The sequence below is a fragment of the Microbacterium sp. 01T413_2 genome, from assembly GCF_056398985.1.
On sequence record NZ_JBFTQL010000038.1, the window covers coordinates 1 to 14650 of the forward strand.

Annotated in this window: 15 protein-coding genes and 1 pseudogene; 6 read left to right on the forward strand and 10 right to left on the reverse strand. The window is 67.2% G+C overall.

Annotation, left to right across the window (positions count from 1 at the left end):
* The first annotated feature begins 733 nt into the window (after nt 1-733).
* From AC1DMN_RS16420 to AC1DMN_RS16445, 6 genes are read left to right on the forward strand one after another with little or no spacing between them, the layout of a single operon-like run.
* Nucleotides 734-1252, forward strand: coding sequence for a hypothetical protein (locus AC1DMN_RS16420; RefSeq protein WP_477230475.1), 519 nt, complete (start codon nt 734-736; stop codon nt 1250-1252).
* A gap of 24 nt (nt 1253-1276) precedes the next feature.
* On the forward strand, nt 1277-1624 hold the full coding sequence (locus AC1DMN_RS16425) for a diacylglycerol kinase family protein (RefSeq protein ID WP_477230476.1): 348 nt from the start codon (nt 1277-1279) through the stop codon (nt 1622-1624).
* A 27-nt stretch (nt 1625-1651) separates the two neighbouring features.
* The gene (locus tag AC1DMN_RS16430) at nt 1652-2353 is read left to right on the forward strand and encodes a GAF and ANTAR domain-containing protein (protein WP_477230477.1); all 702 of its coding nucleotides are present in this window, start codon (nt 1652-1654) and stop codon (nt 2351-2353) included.
* A gap of 37 nt (nt 2354-2390) precedes the next feature.
* Nucleotides 2391-3170 carry a GAF and ANTAR domain-containing protein gene (locus AC1DMN_RS16435; protein ID WP_477230478.1) on the forward strand — a complete coding sequence of 260 codons (780 nt, stop codon included), beginning with the start codon at nt 2391-2393 and terminating at the stop codon, nt 3168-3170.
* 54 nt (nt 3171-3224) lie between these two features.
* On the forward strand, nt 3225-4316 hold the full coding sequence (locus tag AC1DMN_RS16440) for a fatty acid desaturase family protein (protein ID WP_477230479.1): 1092 nt from the start codon (nt 3225-3227) through the stop codon (nt 4314-4316).
* Entirely contained in the window at nt 4313-4477 is a 165-nt protein-coding gene (locus AC1DMN_RS16445) for a hypothetical protein (protein WP_441975542.1), read from the forward strand. Before AC1DMN_RS16440 ends, AC1DMN_RS16445 begins: the two co-directional genes overlap by 4 nt.
* Nucleotides 4478-4617: 140 nt before the next feature.
* Here the strand turns inward: AC1DMN_RS16445 and AC1DMN_RS16450 are convergent, their stop codons facing one another.
* The 10 genes and pseudogenes from AC1DMN_RS16450 to AC1DMN_RS16495 all read right to left on the reverse strand — a co-directional run bounded on the left by AC1DMN_RS16450 (nt 4618) and on the right by AC1DMN_RS16495 (nt 14572).
* Nucleotides 4618-4965: an MBL fold metallo-hydrolase gene (locus AC1DMN_RS16450; RefSeq protein ID WP_477230568.1), complete on the reverse strand. Its 348-nt coding sequence runs from the start codon at nt 4963-4965 to the stop codon at nt 4618-4620.
* Between the two features lie 196 nt (nt 4966-5161).
* Nucleotides 5162-5631, reverse strand: a pseudogene (locus AC1DMN_RS16455) (aldo/keto reductase); the annotation flags it as partial.
* Nucleotides 5632-5713: 82 nt separating this feature from the next.
* A complete protein-coding gene (locus AC1DMN_RS16460) occupies nt 5714-5938 on the reverse strand; it encodes a DUF3237 family protein (protein WP_477230480.1) in 225 nt (74 codons plus the stop codon).
* Nucleotides 5931-7193 carry a flavin-dependent oxidoreductase gene (locus tag AC1DMN_RS16465; RefSeq protein WP_477230481.1) on the reverse strand — a complete coding sequence of 421 codons (1263 nt, stop codon included), beginning with the start codon at nt 7191-7193 and terminating at the stop codon, nt 5931-5933. Before AC1DMN_RS16465 ends, AC1DMN_RS16460 begins: the two co-directional genes overlap by 8 nt.
* On the reverse strand, nt 7190-8866 hold the full coding sequence (locus AC1DMN_RS16470) for an amidohydrolase (RefSeq protein WP_477230482.1): 1677 nt from the start codon (nt 8864-8866) through the stop codon (nt 7190-7192). The genes AC1DMN_RS16465 and AC1DMN_RS16470 overlap by 4 nt, the downstream gene beginning before the upstream one ends.
* Nucleotides 8867-8925: 59 nt before the next feature.
* Nucleotides 8926-9405: a DUF3237 domain-containing protein gene (locus tag AC1DMN_RS16475; protein ID WP_441975537.1), complete on the reverse strand. Its 480-nt coding sequence runs from the start codon at nt 9403-9405 to the stop codon at nt 8926-8928.
* The gene (gene nikE, locus AC1DMN_RS16480; RefSeq protein ID WP_477384610.1) at nt 9393-11078 is read right to left on the reverse strand and encodes a nickel ABC transporter ATP-binding protein NikE; all 1686 of its coding nucleotides are present in this window, start codon (nt 11076-11078) and stop codon (nt 9393-9395) included. The genes AC1DMN_RS16475 and nikE overlap by 13 nt, the downstream gene beginning before the upstream one ends.
* Nucleotides 11075-11938: an ABC transporter permease gene (locus AC1DMN_RS16485; protein ID WP_477230484.1), complete on the reverse strand. Its 864-nt coding sequence runs from the start codon at nt 11936-11938 to the stop codon at nt 11075-11077. Before AC1DMN_RS16485 ends, nikE begins: the two co-directional genes overlap by 4 nt.
* On the reverse strand, nt 11935-12882 hold the full coding sequence (locus AC1DMN_RS16490; protein WP_441975534.1) for an ABC transporter permease: 948 nt from the start codon (nt 12880-12882) through the stop codon (nt 11935-11937). The genes AC1DMN_RS16485 and AC1DMN_RS16490 overlap by 4 nt, the downstream gene beginning before the upstream one ends.
* Nucleotides 12883-12916: 34 nt before the next feature.
* Nucleotides 12917-14572 (reverse strand): ABC transporter substrate-binding protein, encoded by a 1656-nt coding sequence (locus tag AC1DMN_RS16495; RefSeq protein WP_477230485.1) that lies wholly within the window; start codon nt 14570-14572, stop codon nt 12917-12919.
* Nucleotides 14573-14650: the final 78 nt, after the last annotated feature.

Below are 14650 nucleotides of genomic sequence, written 5' to 3' on the forward strand. Positions count from 1 at the left end.
ATCGACATGGTCCCGCGGTTCGGCGGTGGATCCTTGTTCGCAACTTGTCTCATGACAGGTGTCAGGATTCGACTCGGCCCGTGCTCGGACACTCCAGAGCGACAACTCAAGCTGCCGAGGTTCCCAGACACTCGCGTGGTCTCTCGCACTCAGCGCGGACCAGGGCAACGACGCCGCTCTCTCACACGCATTCAAGGACGTCCACCGCACCACCATGCGTCGTTGCACGCCCGCACGATGAACGCCCCGCCGAACAGGAGCTCAGCCCTGCGTCCCCGGCCCCAAGATGGTCGAGCTCCTGCCCGGAGTCTACGCGCACTTCACGCGAGAGGGGGGCCGCGCCCGATTCTCCCCTGCGGTTCGCCCCGTGACTCCGTGCACGCCAGGGGCTTTCCAGCCCTCGCGGCGCTACTGCGGCCGACCGGGTTGCTCGCGGCGTCTGCCGCTCCGATGTGATCACGAGGATGCGATATCGGGCACGACGACTCCGCCGGTTCGTCGATCGTCGATCGTCGATCGTCGATCTTCGATCCGAGGATCCCGAGAAAGCGAGGGTCGAGACTCGCGGGGACGCCCGTGTCGAAATCGAACCGGAACGGCATCGTGGTCAGCAGCTCGATCCGATCCGGGGTCTCGGCCTCCGCGTTTCTCGGAACCGGTCACGACGTATGCCCGACGCGCAGGGCGATCCGCGCCTGTGAGTCCGCACATGTTGGGGGCGTAACGTCCGGTTATGAACGCACAAGTGAAGAACGCGGAGCTGAGCTCCGAACTGCTGGGTCTGAGATCGGTTCTGATCGGGTCGCTCCCCGCGACGCTGATGACGAAGGACGCTCCGGACCGCTACACCGTGGAAGCGGTGTTCACGCGCAAGACGGATCGCGACGAGGTCGCCGCGATCCAGGGCAACGAGATGCGTGCCCGCCTGTCCGCAAAGGGATACTCGACCGTCGAGCTGCACGTCGCCGACCGTCGCCTGGAGATCGCGAACACCAACCTGGAGGAGCTCCGCGATGGACTCGGGAGCGTCATCGCCGAGCTCCTGGCCGAGATCAGCGCCTCCCTGCAGGCCGAGCGCGAAGTCGCCGCCGGTCGTTTCCAGGACGCCTCCGATCGGGAGCAGGCGCGTGCGGCCGACGTCGCGGCACTGGCCGAGTCGGTGACCTTCACCCGTCGTCCGGCTGTCGACGTCTTGGACGACGAGTCGCGCATCGAGGACTGGGTCGAAGAAGGCGGTGCCGTCCGCGCGTAGGGACGACACCTACGAAGAGGGCGTATGGATGACATCCGCGCGCGTCCGCGCGGCGACACAGCAATGCGGGGTGCAGCTCTCCGGCCCACGCAGGACGATGCGTCCTTCGACAGCCGTTCCTCGACTCTCGGATCGGGGCGAAAGCGCGCGGCGGTGGTCTTCAACCCGGTGAGAGTCGCACTCGCGGACGATCCCGACGTGGTCATCGCCGCGGGTGGCGACGGCACGGTCCACGCTGTCGCAGAGGTGATGCAGGGAACCGGAATCGCGATGGCGCTCGATGCGGAGATGGCCGAGAACACGAGCGCGGCCACGAAGGTGCGACTCGGCTGGTTCGACTCGCGTTCCAGGGCATCGCGCACAGCGCGCTGACTCCTCGAGAGCGATGGCGAGCGGTTCATGACGGACGCGTTCCATGCGGGGAGCGGCGCTCCCCCGGCGGGTATCCCCGAGTGGGAGTGGGGTGATGACCTCTGTGCGCCCTTCGTTGAGCTGCTGCCGGTCTCCGGTGCATCGATCTCCGTACTTCGCCGTGACGGCGACGCGACGACGGTGTGCACGAGCGATGCCCTTGCGCAACGTCTCGACGCCATGCAATTCGCTCTCGGTGAGGGCCCGCGCTGGGTCGTGGCGCGCACGGCGAAGCCATCCTTCAGCACGGATGTCGCCCGGGAGAGCCACCCGGACTGGCCTGTCTTCGGCGCCGGCCTCCCGACGCTCGGCGTCGGCGCGTTGTTCGCCTTCCCGATTCTGACCGGCCCGGTGCTGCTGGGCGTCGTCGACCTGTATCGACGGACACCAGGGGTGCTCGATCGCGATGCGACAGCTCGGGCGCTCTCCCTCGCGAGACGGGTCGCGGCCCCGGCGGTGCGGGGGGCGATGCGCGCCGCCGCCGATGAAGGGAGCCCGGAGGCGAAGCGGCATAGCCTGCGCCGCGAGGTGCATCAGGCGGTCGGCATGGTCTTCGTCCAACTGGACGTGACCACGGCCGAGGCCCTCGAGCTTCTGCGGGCGTACGCGTTCTCGACGGGGCGTCCGCTCGAGGACGTCGCCCTCGACGTCGTCGACCGGGCGCTCGACTTCCGCGATCTGCCCGGCTGATCCCCGGCATACCATGTCAGACAAGGAAGGGCGGCACATGACCAGCGCATCCAGAGAGCACCGTCTCAACGCCGCCTTCGTGATGGTCGCCGACTCGCTCACCGATGACTACGACGTCGTCGACCTGCTCCACACGCTCGTCAGCGAGTGCACGGAGATCGTGAACGTGCAGGCGGGCGGGCTCCTGCTCCTCGATGCCGACGGGGAGCTCCAGGTGGTGGCCTCGACCACGGAGAGCGCCGAACTCGTCGAGGTCCTGCAGCTCGCCGCCGGAGCCGGCCCGTGTCTGGACTGTTTCGCGACGGGCGAGCAGGTCTCCGTGCCCGATGTCGCCGCGGCCGCCCGATGGCCTGCGTTCCAGGAGGAGGCACTGCGGCGCGGCTTCCGTTCCGTGCACGCGATCCCCCTGCGGCTGCGCGGAGACACGATCGGGACGATGAACCTCTTCGGCACGTCGGTCGGCGCGTTGAGCGCCCGTGACACGAGCGCGGCCCAAGCGCTCGCGGATGTCGCCACCATCAGCATCCTGCAGCAACGCATCTCCGCGCACGCGCAGCTCATCGCTGAACAGCTGCAGAGGGCTCTCGACAGCCGGGTCCTCATCGAGCAGGCCAAGGGAGCGGTCGCCCAGGTCAACGGCACGTCCATGGACGAGTCCTTCACACTGCTGCGACGCTACGCCCGCGATCGGAACCTTTCGCTCCACGCCCTCGCGGAGGCGATCACGAACCGTTCCCTCCCGATCTCGGCCCTGACGACATCGCACGAGGACGAGCGTGTGAGCTCTCGCCGACCCGCCGCGCGCAAACAGGAGTAGCCTGGGAAGCAGATCCGCTCGAGACCCCGGCGCGACGCCGAGAGGAGCGGGATCATGACAGTCCGGAACGCCGGTCGCCCTGCATCGAGCGTGGGCCCGGTGCGCCAGGCCGGCAACAGCGACTACACCGATCTGGCGCGAATGGTGAAGTCCGCGGGGCTGATGCGCCGCAGATACGGCTACTACTGGACGAAGCTGGTCTGCGTGCCCGTGGTGGTCGCCGCGGCAGTCGTGCTGTTCATCGTGATCGGCGACACCTGGTGGCAGATGTTCACCGGAGTGCTCTTCGCCGTCCTCTTCACACAGATCGCCTTCCTCGGGCACGATGCCGCGCATCGCCAGATCTTCCGCTCCGGTCGCTGGAACGACTGGGTCAGCCTCATCCTCGGAGACCTGTTCGTCGGAATGAGCTACGGATGGTGGCAGCACAAGCACACCCGGCACCACGCCAACCCGAACATGATCGGATCCGACCCCGACATCGATCTTCCCGTGATCGCCTTCACCCCGGAACAGGCCGCGAGGGAGCGGCCGCCGTTCGCGCGCTGGGTCATCTCCCACCAGGGTGTGTTCTTCTACCCCGTCCTGCTGCTCGAAGGGATGTCCTTGCATGCCTCGAGCGTGTACCGCGTCTTCCATCGGGAACCGCTCGCGCGGCGCCCGGTCGAGATCGCCCTTCTGATGATCCGGATCCTGGGATACCTCACGCTCGTCTTCTTCGTGCTCTCTCCGGACAAGGGCGCCGTGTTCCTCGCCGTGCAGCTCGGAGTGTTCGGGTTCTACATGGGCGTCTCGTTCGCCCCGAACCACAAGGGCATGCCGCTCGTGCCGCATGACATGCGTCTCGACTTCCTCCGTCGTCAGGTGATGATGAGCCGGGACATCCGCGGGAACTGGTTCGTCGATGTCGCGATGGGCGGGCTGAACTATCAGATCGAGCACCACCTGTTCCCCTCGATGGCCCGGCCCTATCTGAAGCATGCCGCGCCGATCATCGCCGCGTACTGCCGCGGCCACGACGTCCCGTACGTGCAGACGGGACTCTGGGCCTCCTACGGGATCGTCCTGCGTTACATCAACCGGGTGGGCCTCGGAGAGCACGATCCGTTCGCCTGTCCTCTCCTGGAAATGAGGCAGAGCATATGACCGTCATCATCCTCCTCGCCGTGATCTGGGCGATCGTCGCGATCGTCGGGTTCGCGTTCAAGGGGCTCCTGTGGCTTGCCATCGTCGGCATCGTCCTCTTCGTCGGCACCGTGACCATCGGCATCACCCGTCGAGTGATCAACCGCAGCCAGAGACGGTGACGGGACGCGGGATCTGGTCGAACCGGTCATTCTGCGGACCAGAAGTCGTTCGCGGAGGCCTTGGCATAGGTGCGGGCGTGTCGTCGGAGCCATCTCCATGGCGGAACCCGACGCGGACTTCTCCTGCATCCGCGATCCGTCTACGTGGCCTGCCCTGACAACGAGATGCCCTGGCACGCAAGACAGTCAGCCATGCAGTCAGATGGCGACTGAGGGTCGACGTCCCAGACGACGGTCCAGTCGGGTTCGCCGAACTGCACCGGCGAATGGACCACGTCGCCGAGCAGCACCGCCCGCTCGGAACCGGACGAGAGCACGAAGACCGTGGTGCCTGGCGTGTGCCCGGCGGCCCAGCGGGCATCGATGCCGGAAGCAACGACATGGTCGCTCTCGAAGAGCTCGAGCTGCTTCCCGAGCGGCGTCAGTTTCTGTGCGGCTGCGCCGACCGCGTGCGCACCTGTGACGAAATGCTCCCAGCCGGCGGTAATCCACGCTCATGCCGGCGAGCATCGCGACATCCTCGCGACGCAGGCCTGTCACGCGGCGGCGGCCTCCGCCGATGATCCCCGCCTGCTCGGGGGTGAGGCGGGCACGACGCGTGGTCAGGAACTCGCGCACCTCGCTCTGATCGTTCATACTCAGTCTCGCCGACCGGGGAGGGCGACAGGGACGCCCTCCCCGGTCAACCACCTCGGTCTCAGCGAGGAGCGTGCTCAGGTGGGCGGGCATGAAGTTGCTGATCCCGATCGCACGCACTTTCCCGTCGTTGTACAGCTGCTCGAGCGCACGGTAGGCGCCGAGGGTCTTGTCGAACTCGCCCAGGAGGGCCTGGTGCAGGAGCAGCAGGTCGATCTGGTCGACGCCGAGCTTGCGTGCGCTCTTGTCGAACGCGTGCAGCGTCTGGTCGTACCCGTAGTCGCTGATCCAGATCCTCGTCTCGATGAAGACCTCATCCCGGGCGAGCCCGGACTCGCGGATCGCGTCGCCCACGCCGCGCTCGTTCGCATACGCGGCCGCGGTGTCGATCAGCCGGTACCCGGTCGCAAGAGCCGCGGCGACGGCCTCTTTCGTCTCGTCGGGCGGGTCTGGAAGACGCCGAAGCCGAGGGCCGGCATCACGACGCCGTTGTTCAAAGTGAGATTCGCGGTGCTCATGGCATCGACGCTAGGCCCGCCGGAAACCGATAAACAGTGACCGTCAGTACACCGCTGAGCTTTGACTCGTTGAGTTAGGGGTTCAGTCGACTCGATAGACCAGGTGGCGAACGACGGAGCGCTCGCGTATGCCGTCTGCGATGAAGAGCGAGTCCTGCAGGTAGGCCAGGCCCGGCACGGTGCGTAGCTCCCCGCCAAGGATGGGCGTGATTCTCCTGTTCCCGTCGCGGGTGGCGCCGAGCTCGAGTGGTTCCCCGAGCTCGACGATCACCTCGCAGACGAGCGTCAGAGTGAGCGGGTCAACCACGTGCGGAGGGGACGGAGAGCGTGCTGCGGGCGTTCAGGCGTGACGGGTCGAATCCGGCGGCGCGCTTGTATTCAAGCGCTACTTGCTGGAGTTCGTCTTCGCTGATCACATCGTGCACGTCAGCGAATCCCTCGGGTGCGCGTTCCCGGGCGATCTGCATGACGCGCTCTGGCCCAGTCTGCCTGGTGAGCTCCAGCAATGCGGCCGTCGCGGGCCGACGGTCGGCGTCGTAGGCGGAGAGGGCGGCATCGATGTCTGTCGTGGTCGCGAGCTGGTATGCGAGGGTGCGTGCGTCCAGGATCGCTTGAGATCCGCCATTGGAACCGTTGGGGTACATGGCGTGTGCGGCGTCGCCGAGAAGGACAGCGCGCCCGTGGACCCAGCCGGGCAGCGGGTCCCGGTCAACCATCGGGTACTCGAGCAGTTCCTCGGCGTTCTCGACGATCGCGGGGATGTCCAGCCAGTCGTATGTCCAGCCGTCGAAGAGTCGAGCGATCGGTTCGCGCTCGACCGAGCGGTTCCAATCTGCGTCTGCGACGCCGGTGCCGCGCTGCTCGGCGATGAAGTTGACTCGAACGCGCCCGTCCTCGAGGGGYCCGGCGAGGGGGTAGGCGACGAACTTCTGTTCTCCGTCTCCGACCATGACCATGCTTCGGCCGTCCAGGAACGGATCCATCAGGGCCGTTCCGCGCCAGAGGGTGAGTCCGCTCCAGACGGGGTCGCCCTCGTCCGGGGCGAACTGGGCGCGCAGCGCGGAACGGATCCCATCGGCTCCAATGATGATGTCGCCCGCCAGCTCGGTCTCTGCACCGTCGGGGAGCGCGAAGCGCGCGGTTGCGCCGGTCGAACCGTCCTCCGTTCCGTCGATGTTGACGAGCCGATGGCCGAGGCGGATCACGTCACCGAGTCGCTCGGTCACGAGGTCGCGCAGCAGCAACTGCAGGCGTCCGCGGTGCACGGACAGTTGTGGCCACGCGTAGCCTGCGTCGCGTCCGCGCGGTTCGCTCCAGATGAGCTGCCCCTGTCGGTTGTAGTAGGACAGGGTGCCGGGCTGGACGCCGAGTTCGGCGACGCGGTCCGCGACCCCTAGCTCGGTGAGTTCGCGTACGGCGTGCGGTAGCAGGTTCAGTCCCACGCCGAGCGGCAGAAGTTCAGGGCTGCGCTCGGCGACGATGATGTCGTGGAAGCCGGCGGCCTCCAGGCTGAGCGCGGCGGCGAGTCCGCCGATGCCGGCACCGGCGATGATGATCCTCATAGCTGTCCCTCTTCAGGGTTTGCGGGTTCAACGTTGGCGGATGGTGCGGGCGCCGTGTGTACGATCTCGCCCGCCACGATCGTGACGGCGGTTCCGACTCCGATCAGCGCTGCGGCAGGCAGCTCGAAGGGGTCGGCTGTGGCGACGACGACGTCTGCTCGCGCGCCGACCCGGATGCGACCGCCTCCGCCGAGGACGAGGTCGGCGGATCCGCTGGTGTAGGCGGCAAGCGCTTCCGTCAGTGTCAGGGCTTGGGCAGCATCCAGGGGCGCGGAAGGACCGGCGGGGCCGGGCAAGGAGCGGTTCACCGCGACGTGGATCGCGAGCCAGGGTTCGGCGGGCGAAACCGGCCAATCCGATCCCATCGCCAGGTCCGCACCGCTGTCGAGCAGCGCGCGGAACGGGTAGCCGGCGCGCATGCGCTCCTCGCCGATCATCGGCACGACCGCGGTGTCCTCGGACGCCCACAGCGCTTGTACGTTGGCCGTGACGCCGAGTGGTCCGAACCGGCGTGCGTCGTCGGGGTGCACCATTGACAGGTGCGCGAAGTGGTGCCGTGGGCCGGGGCCGTTGGTGCGCCGTGCTTGTTCGACGGCGTCGAGGGCGACCCGGACGCCGCGGTCTCCCATGATGTGCAGATGCATGGCAAATCCTTCGCCATCCAGGGCGATGACGAGCGCCTCGAGCGCTTCCGCGGAGATGTGCAGCTCACCTGTGCCGATCGGGTCGGCGTGCGGGCAGTATGGTTCGAGAAGCGCTGCTGTTCCGCCGTGCGGCACCCCGTCGACCATCGCCTTGGCGGTGGAGGTGGCGAATCCGGCCTGCGCGTTCGCGGCGCGCTGCGCGACGAAGCGCGTCACCAGAGCGGGCACGTCTTCGACGGTGAGGCCCGGCGGGACCCAGAGCGCTCCGGAGACGCGGCTGCGCAGGGATCCGTCTGCGATGGTGGCGCGGTAGGCGTTCGTGCAGTCGGCCTTGCCGTTGTACTCGCCGAGGATCGCTTCATGCCAGCCCGTCACCCCGAGACTCCACAGGTGCTCTTGCGCGTTGCGCAGCCCGGCGATGATTTCGGCATCGGTGGCGGGCGGGACCACTCGGCCGACCAGTTCGGCGGCGGTCTCGTTCAGGTATCCGGTCGGATTGCCGTCCGTGTCACGGTAGATGTGTCCGTTCGCGGGCTCCGGAGTGTCCCGGTCCACGCCTGCGCGTTCCAGGGCGAGGGAGTTCACCCAGAGCGTGTGGTGCCCGGCGTCGCTGAGCGCGACCGGACGGCCCGGGATGATCGCGTCCAGCATCTCCCGTGTGGGCTCGGGGAACAGCTCGTGGCTCCAGCCCCCGCCGGTCACCCACTCCGCATCCGTCGCCGCCGCGGCCTCGGCGATCAGGGCGAGTGTCTCCTCAGCGGTGCGTGCAGCGGTGAGGTCGCAGCTGAGCCGCTCCACACCGGCGAACGCCGCGTGAGCATGGGCGTCGATGAAGCCGGGCAGGATCAGCGCGCCGCTGGCGTCGATGATGCGTGTGTCAGCGGTGGCGAGGGCGCGAATTGCATCGTCGTCGCCGACGGCGAGGATCCTGGCGCCTGCGATGGCGACAGCCGTGTCGGCCGTGCGGATCCGCCCGTCGAAGACGCGACCGGACACGATGCAGACATCGGCGGTGATGGGTACAGTCATGGGGTCTCCTTCAAATTCAAGCGGTCAGCGGGCAGCTCGGTGGTCGGCGGGACAGGCGCTCAGACGACACGGAACACCCGGATGTGCACCTGGTCGGGTGTCCCGGTCGCGTATCCGATGAATTGCGATTCGGCCAGCCATCGCAAGCCTGGTGCATCGGTTTGGAACGTGAATGCCGTGCGGTAGTAGAGCTCTTCCTCGGCTGGTCGCTCGCCCGCTTCGAGGCTGGCGATCGCGGCAGGACTCGCTCGCCAATAGCCGCGATTGACGACATCGACGACGTCGTCGTCGATCTGCAGCAGGTAGCGGGCGTCGAGCCGAACAGTCTCACCTCCATCGACCCACCAGTCGCCACCGCCGGGGAGAACGCGGCCCAGCAATCGGGGCCCCACTGCCGTGCCGCCCGTGATCGGGGTGAAATGCAACTCTCCCGCGGTCTGGCTGCCGATGCGCCGCGGCGAGTCGACCGCCACACGCAGATCGAAACAGTACTCGAGAGCAGGTTCCATCAATGTCTCCGATCGGATCACCGCCGCCATGGGCGGGTACGGGAAGGACTGTGAACAGGAAGGGCCGCGGTGCGGGCGGTAATCCGGCGGCGGGGCYTCCACCCTTCCCTCGGGATCGAGTCGAGGAGGACCCGCGTGTACTCGGCCCGTGGATCGTCGAGCACATCATCGACCGGCCCGCGCTCCACGACACGGCCATCGCGCATGACGATGACCTCGTCGCACAACCGGCGGATGACGGTGAGGTCATGAGTGATCATCAGCAGGGCGACGCCCGTTGTGAGCCGGATGCGTTCGAGGAGCGTGAGGATCTCCACCTGGGTTGTCCGGTCCAGTGCCGAGACGGCTTCGTCCAGGACGAGGATTCGTGGCTCCGCAGCGAGTGCGCGAGCAATGGCGACGCGCTGCCGCTGGCCCCCGGAGAGCGAGCGGGGACGGGAATCGAGGAGCGCCTCGTCCAGCCGCACCGCTGACATCAGTTCCGCGATGCGCCGCCGGATCGCAGCGTCATCATCACCGGGGCGGTGCACGCGCAGGGTCTCCGTGAGCGCTTGCCGTATGCTTTGCCGGCGGTCGAGCGATTGATACGGATCTTGGAAGACCATCTGCACGACCTGGGCGCGAGCACGCCGCTCGGCTGCACTGCGAGCAGGGGCGCTCCAGTCTCGCCCCTCGACCTCGACGGAACCAGCATCCGCCGCCTCGAGGCCGCAGATAATGCGAGCGGTGGTGGATTTGCCGGAACCGGATTCTCCGACGATGCCCAGGGACGCTCCGGGGGCGAGTGACAGACTCACATCATCGACAGCCTGCAGGGTCTCGTGTCCGCGACCGCGCGCGGTCCGCACCTGATAGGACTTCCCGAGGCCGTTCACGACGAGGAGCGGAGCCGCGTCGCTGTCCGTCTCGGCGGGCCGTGCGTCGTCCAATGAGGCCGACAGGAGGGTACGGGTGTAGTCCTCTCGTGCATCGGCGCGCATTGTCGCGGCATGCAGCGTCTCGATTGTCGTGCCTTCTTTCATCACGACGATCCGGTCGCACACGGCGGAAGCCAAGGCGAGATCATGCGTGATGAAGAGCAGGGCGAGGTCGCGATGCCGACGCAGATCCCCGATGACCGCCATCACTTCCTCTTGAGTGGTCACATCCAGCGCAGTGGTGATCTCGTCTGCAAGCAAGAGCACAGGATCCATGGCGAGGGTGGCTGCGATCATGACGCGCTGCAACAATCCCCCGGACAGTTCCCCGGGATGTTGCCGGAGCCGACGCTCTGGTGAGGTCACACCGACCTCATCGAGCAGTTCGACCGCGCGATGTTCTGCGTCATCGCGGCGCACCCCGGCGACGGTCACAAGCGCCTCGGTGAGGAAGTCGCCGATCGTGCGCAACGGGTTCAGATGTGCGCGAGGCGTCTGGAACACCATGCCGATACGCCGGGCGCGGAGCTCCCGAAGGTCCCGCGCGCCCAGCCCGGCGAGGTCCTGTCCTTCCACACTGATGGTGCCGGTGGTGACGAACCTCTCGGGAAGCAGACCCGCGATGGCGCGCACGCTCAGCGACTTCCCGGAACCGGACTCGCCGACGAGCCCGACCGCTTCACCAGCTGCGACGGAGAGCGTGCAGTTACGCACGAGCGGTTGCAGACCATCTGGGCCGGGCATGGCCACACCAAGCCCCTGGAGCTCCAGGACAGCAGCGGTCATCGTTCCTTCTCCTCTGCCCAGATGGTGGCCCGGGCGCCGAGCACCCCGACGGCCAGGACCGTGACGACGATCAGCGCCGCCGGGAACACGGACTGTTCAGGGGCGCCTTGCAGCAGCCCGGGTTGACCACCGGCGATCATGGACCCCCAGTCGGCCGAGGGTGGCTGTGCGCCGAGGCCGAGAAACGAGATCGCAGCGAGGTCGAGCATGGCATAGCCGAATCCGACCGTGGCCTGTGCTGCGATCACGGGTATCAGGGCGGGGACCAGGTGTCGAAAACAGATCGCGGCATTGGACACGCCCTGGATTCTCAGTGCGGCGATATATGGCAGAGCCAGTTCCCGGGACGCGGCGGTTTGAGTGAGACGAGCGACGACGGGGATGTACGCGACCGAGAGTGCGAGAATCGGGGCGAGCTGGCCCTTGCCGAACATCGCCACCGCGAGCACCGCGAGGACGAGCCCCGGAATCGCGAAGATCACGTCGACGAGCCGGGCGACCGCGCCGCGGACAGCACCACCGAACCATGCGGCCGTGATCGAGAGCGTCACGCCAAGAATCGTCGACAGCAGGACCACGACGACAGGGCCGAAAAGGCTGGGCGCCGCCCCGACCAGAACCCGGGAGAAGATGTCCCGGCCGAGATCGTCGGTGCCGAACAGGTTTGCCGCGGATGCGGGTCCGTCGATCGGTCCCGCATGGAGCATGTCCGGCGGGTACGGGGCGATCCAGGGGCCTGCCACGGCGCCGATCACGATGACTCCGAAGACGACGAGCGCGGCGATGGCGAGGGGGTTGCGACGGGCGGTACGGCGCGCCGTCGCGGGAACGCGCCCGCGGGTGAGTTGTCCGACGCTCATGCTGACCTCCTGGTTCCGACCGAGTCGGGATCGATGGCGGCGCTGAGCAGATCCGCGATGGCGTTGAGGACAACGAACACGGTCACGAGCAGGAGCGAGACGATCTGCACGACGGGCAGGTCTTTACGGGCGGCGGCTTCGGTGAGCAGCGAGCCGATCCCGCCGAGCCCGAATGCCTGCTCGGCAATGGCGGAGGCCGCGAACAGCCCTGCGATGGTGGTTCCAGAGATCGCCAGGATCTGCGGTGACGCGTTCCGGAAGACATGGATCCGGAAGACACGCCCACGCGGGATGCCGCGCACCGTCGCGGTCTCGACATGCTCGGAGTGCATCTGCGCGACCAGTGCCCCACGTGTGACCCGACTCACATACGCGATGAACATGACGGCCAGGGACAATGCTGGCAGCAGCAGGTGCGCCAGACGGTCCAGGCCCTCGGAGCCCGCACCGAAACTGGGCAACCAGCCGAGCGACGTGGCGAACACCCAGATCAGCAGGATAGCCACGACGAAGGTCGGCAGCGCCATCCCCAGCGACGTCAGCACAGACACAACCGCGTCGGTGCCACGGCCGCGCACAGCGGCGAGGATGCCGCTGCCCATGCCGAGGACAACGATGAACAACGTGGTCAGCAAGACGAGTTGCAGGGTGATCCCGAACCGGGAGGCCACCAGCGTCGCGACATCGGTCTTGTACACGAAGGAGTGCCCGAAGTCGCCGGTGAGCACGCCGCCCAGCCAGTGCACATATCGCAGCCACGCCGGATCGTCGAGCCGGTATTGCTCCCGGATTTGGGCGATCAGTTCCGGTGTCGGCCGAGCCCCCCCGGCGATCGCCGCGACGGGATCGCCGGGGGTCGCCAGGAGGGCGGCGAAGATCACGACGCTCGCGAGGAACAGGGTGAGCGCCAGCCCGCCCAGCTTCCGGAGCACGGATCCGATCATGTCATCGCCTTTCGTTCAGCCGGCCGGGCCCGGACTACTTCGCGCCGAGCTTCAGCGCCCACGGAGAGCTGTACATCGCTACGGACGTGACGACCCCGGTGAGCTTGGACGACAGGTACGTGAGCTGGTAGGCCCCAGCAAGGGTGATCTGGAGCTGGTCCGGGGCGAATGCCTCCTGCGCTTTGACAAAAGCCTCGGCCGCGGTCTTCGGATCGGTCGCCGTGCGCGCCGCCTGCAGATTGGAGGTCACGGTGGGGTTGGAGTAATCCGTCCAGTTGAACACGCCACCCATTTCCGCGGGGAGCATGAACAACTGCGGATAGCCGAGCACGCCAGGAGTCTCCAAGTAGCCCGTGGTTGCGACGAAGTCGACCCCTGCCCTTGTAGAGGCGTCGAAGAACAGCGCTCCGAAGTCGGCGGGCTGACGCTCGTCGATGGTCACGGTCAGGCCGATCTGCTTGGCCGCCGACTGGATGATCGCGGCCGTCTGTGACAGCTCCTTCGATCCCGCCGGGATCGCCAGCACGAGCGGCTTGGAGGTGTCGACGCCGCTGGAGGCTACGAGCTTCTTGGCCGCGGCGATGTCCACCTTCTGCTCCGGGAGCGCGTCGTAGGCCTTCTGGTAGATATCTTTCGCGTCCATGTTGGCCCAGACGAAAGGGGGCACGATCGTCTTCTGGGGGTAGCCGTAGCCCTGGACGACGGTGTGGATGTAGTCCTTCCGGTCGATCGCGAGGCTGAGAGCCTGCCGGATCTTCGGGTTGGCCGCGGCGCTGGTGGACGAGGCGGGCCCGAAACTGTACGACGCGGTCGAAGGTCCGACAACGAGGCGGCCAGCGCCCTTTCCGCTGAGCGCGTTGCGCGATCCCGGCGGGACGTTGAACGCACCATCGATCTCGCCGCCGGTGAGCGCGGTGGTCAGGGTGGAGCCGTCGGTGACGAACACGAACGAGATGTTCTTCGTTTTCGCTGCACCGTCCCAATAGTGCGTGTTCGCGGTCACGTCGATCTCGGAGCCGGGTTTCCAGGTGCCGAGCTCGTACGGGCCACTGCACATCAGGCCGGTGCCGGAGGTGCCGAGCGCGTCCCCTGCCTTGTCACCGAAAGCCTTGCTCATGACAGCGCCGCCAGCACCGCTGAGCGCGTCACGGAACGTCGTGTCGGGAGCGCTGAAGTGCACGCGCACGGTGTCGTCACCGGCGACTTCGATGTTCTGGATCAGTGCGAAGGACGCATACCACTGCGACTTCGGGTTGCGGTTTCGTTCGAGACTGTAGGCCACATCGGCGGCGGTCACCGGGGTGCCGTCCCAGAAGGTGACGCCGGAGCGGACCTTGATCTCGAAGGTGACGGGGTCTGCCCAATCGGCCTTCTCAGCGACCCCGGCGGAGATCGAGAAGTCGGGGTTGAGCTTCAGCAGGTTGTCGCAGAGGTTCGGGGTGATCACATTCGCCGACGATGCGGGGTCGAGCGTCGCAGGCTCGCCCTCAACGACGGCCCACGTCACCTTGTCCACGGATTTCGTCGCTGCGGGAAGGGACGAGACGAGCGTGTCCGCGCCGACAGGCGGAGTGCTCGAATCGCCATTCGCCGTTCGCGGCGCGCAGGCGGTGATGACGAGCAAGGTGGCGGCGGTCATCATGACTGCCGTGGCGAGCCGCACGCTACGTGCGGATGGGGTGCGCTGCATGGTTCGGATCCTCTCGGGTCTTCGGGCGGTCGTCGTCGGCCGCCCGCGGGTTGCGCTTCGCTGCGCAGGGTGGTGTTT

Coding starts and splice junctions, on each gene's coding strand:
- AC1DMN_RS16490 (WP_441975534.1), bottom strand. CDS start 12,882: ATGATCGGATCCGTGCTCCGGAAGCTGGGCGGGCTGGCGCTCACCCTG.
- AC1DMN_RS16440 (WP_477230479.1), top strand. CDS start 3,225: ATGACAGTCCGGAACGCCGGTCGCCCTGCATCGAGCGTGGGCCCGGTG.
- AC1DMN_RS16470 (WP_477230482.1), bottom strand. CDS start 8,866: ATGACTGTACCCATCACCGCCGATGTCTGCATCGTGTCCGGTCGCGTC.
- AC1DMN_RS16475 (WP_441975537.1), bottom strand. CDS start 9,405: ATGGCGGCGGTGATCCGATCGGAGACATTGATGGAACCTGCTCTCGAG.
- AC1DMN_RS16430 (WP_477230477.1), top strand. CDS start 1,652: ATGACGGACGCGTTCCATGCGGGGAGCGGCGCTCCCCCGGCGGGTATC.
- AC1DMN_RS16445 (WP_441975542.1), top strand. CDS start 4,313: ATGACCGTCATCATCCTCCTCGCCGTGATCTGGGCGATCGTCGCGATC.
- AC1DMN_RS16420 (WP_477230475.1), top strand. CDS start 734: ATGAACGCACAAGTGAAGAACGCGGAGCTGAGCTCCGAACTGCTGGGT.
- AC1DMN_RS16435 (WP_477230478.1), top strand. CDS start 2,391: ATGACCAGCGCATCCAGAGAGCACCGTCTCAACGCCGCCTTCGTGATG.
- AC1DMN_RS16485 (WP_477230484.1), bottom strand. CDS start 11,938: ATGAGCGTCGGACAACTCACCCGCGGGCGCGTTCCCGCGACGGCGCGC.
- AC1DMN_RS16495 (WP_477230485.1), bottom strand. CDS start 14,572: ATGCAGCGCACCCCATCCGCACGTAGCGTGCGGCTCGCCACGGCAGTC.
- AC1DMN_RS16425 (WP_477230476.1), top strand. CDS start 1,277: ATGGATGACATCCGCGCGCGTCCGCGCGGCGACACAGCAATGCGGGGT.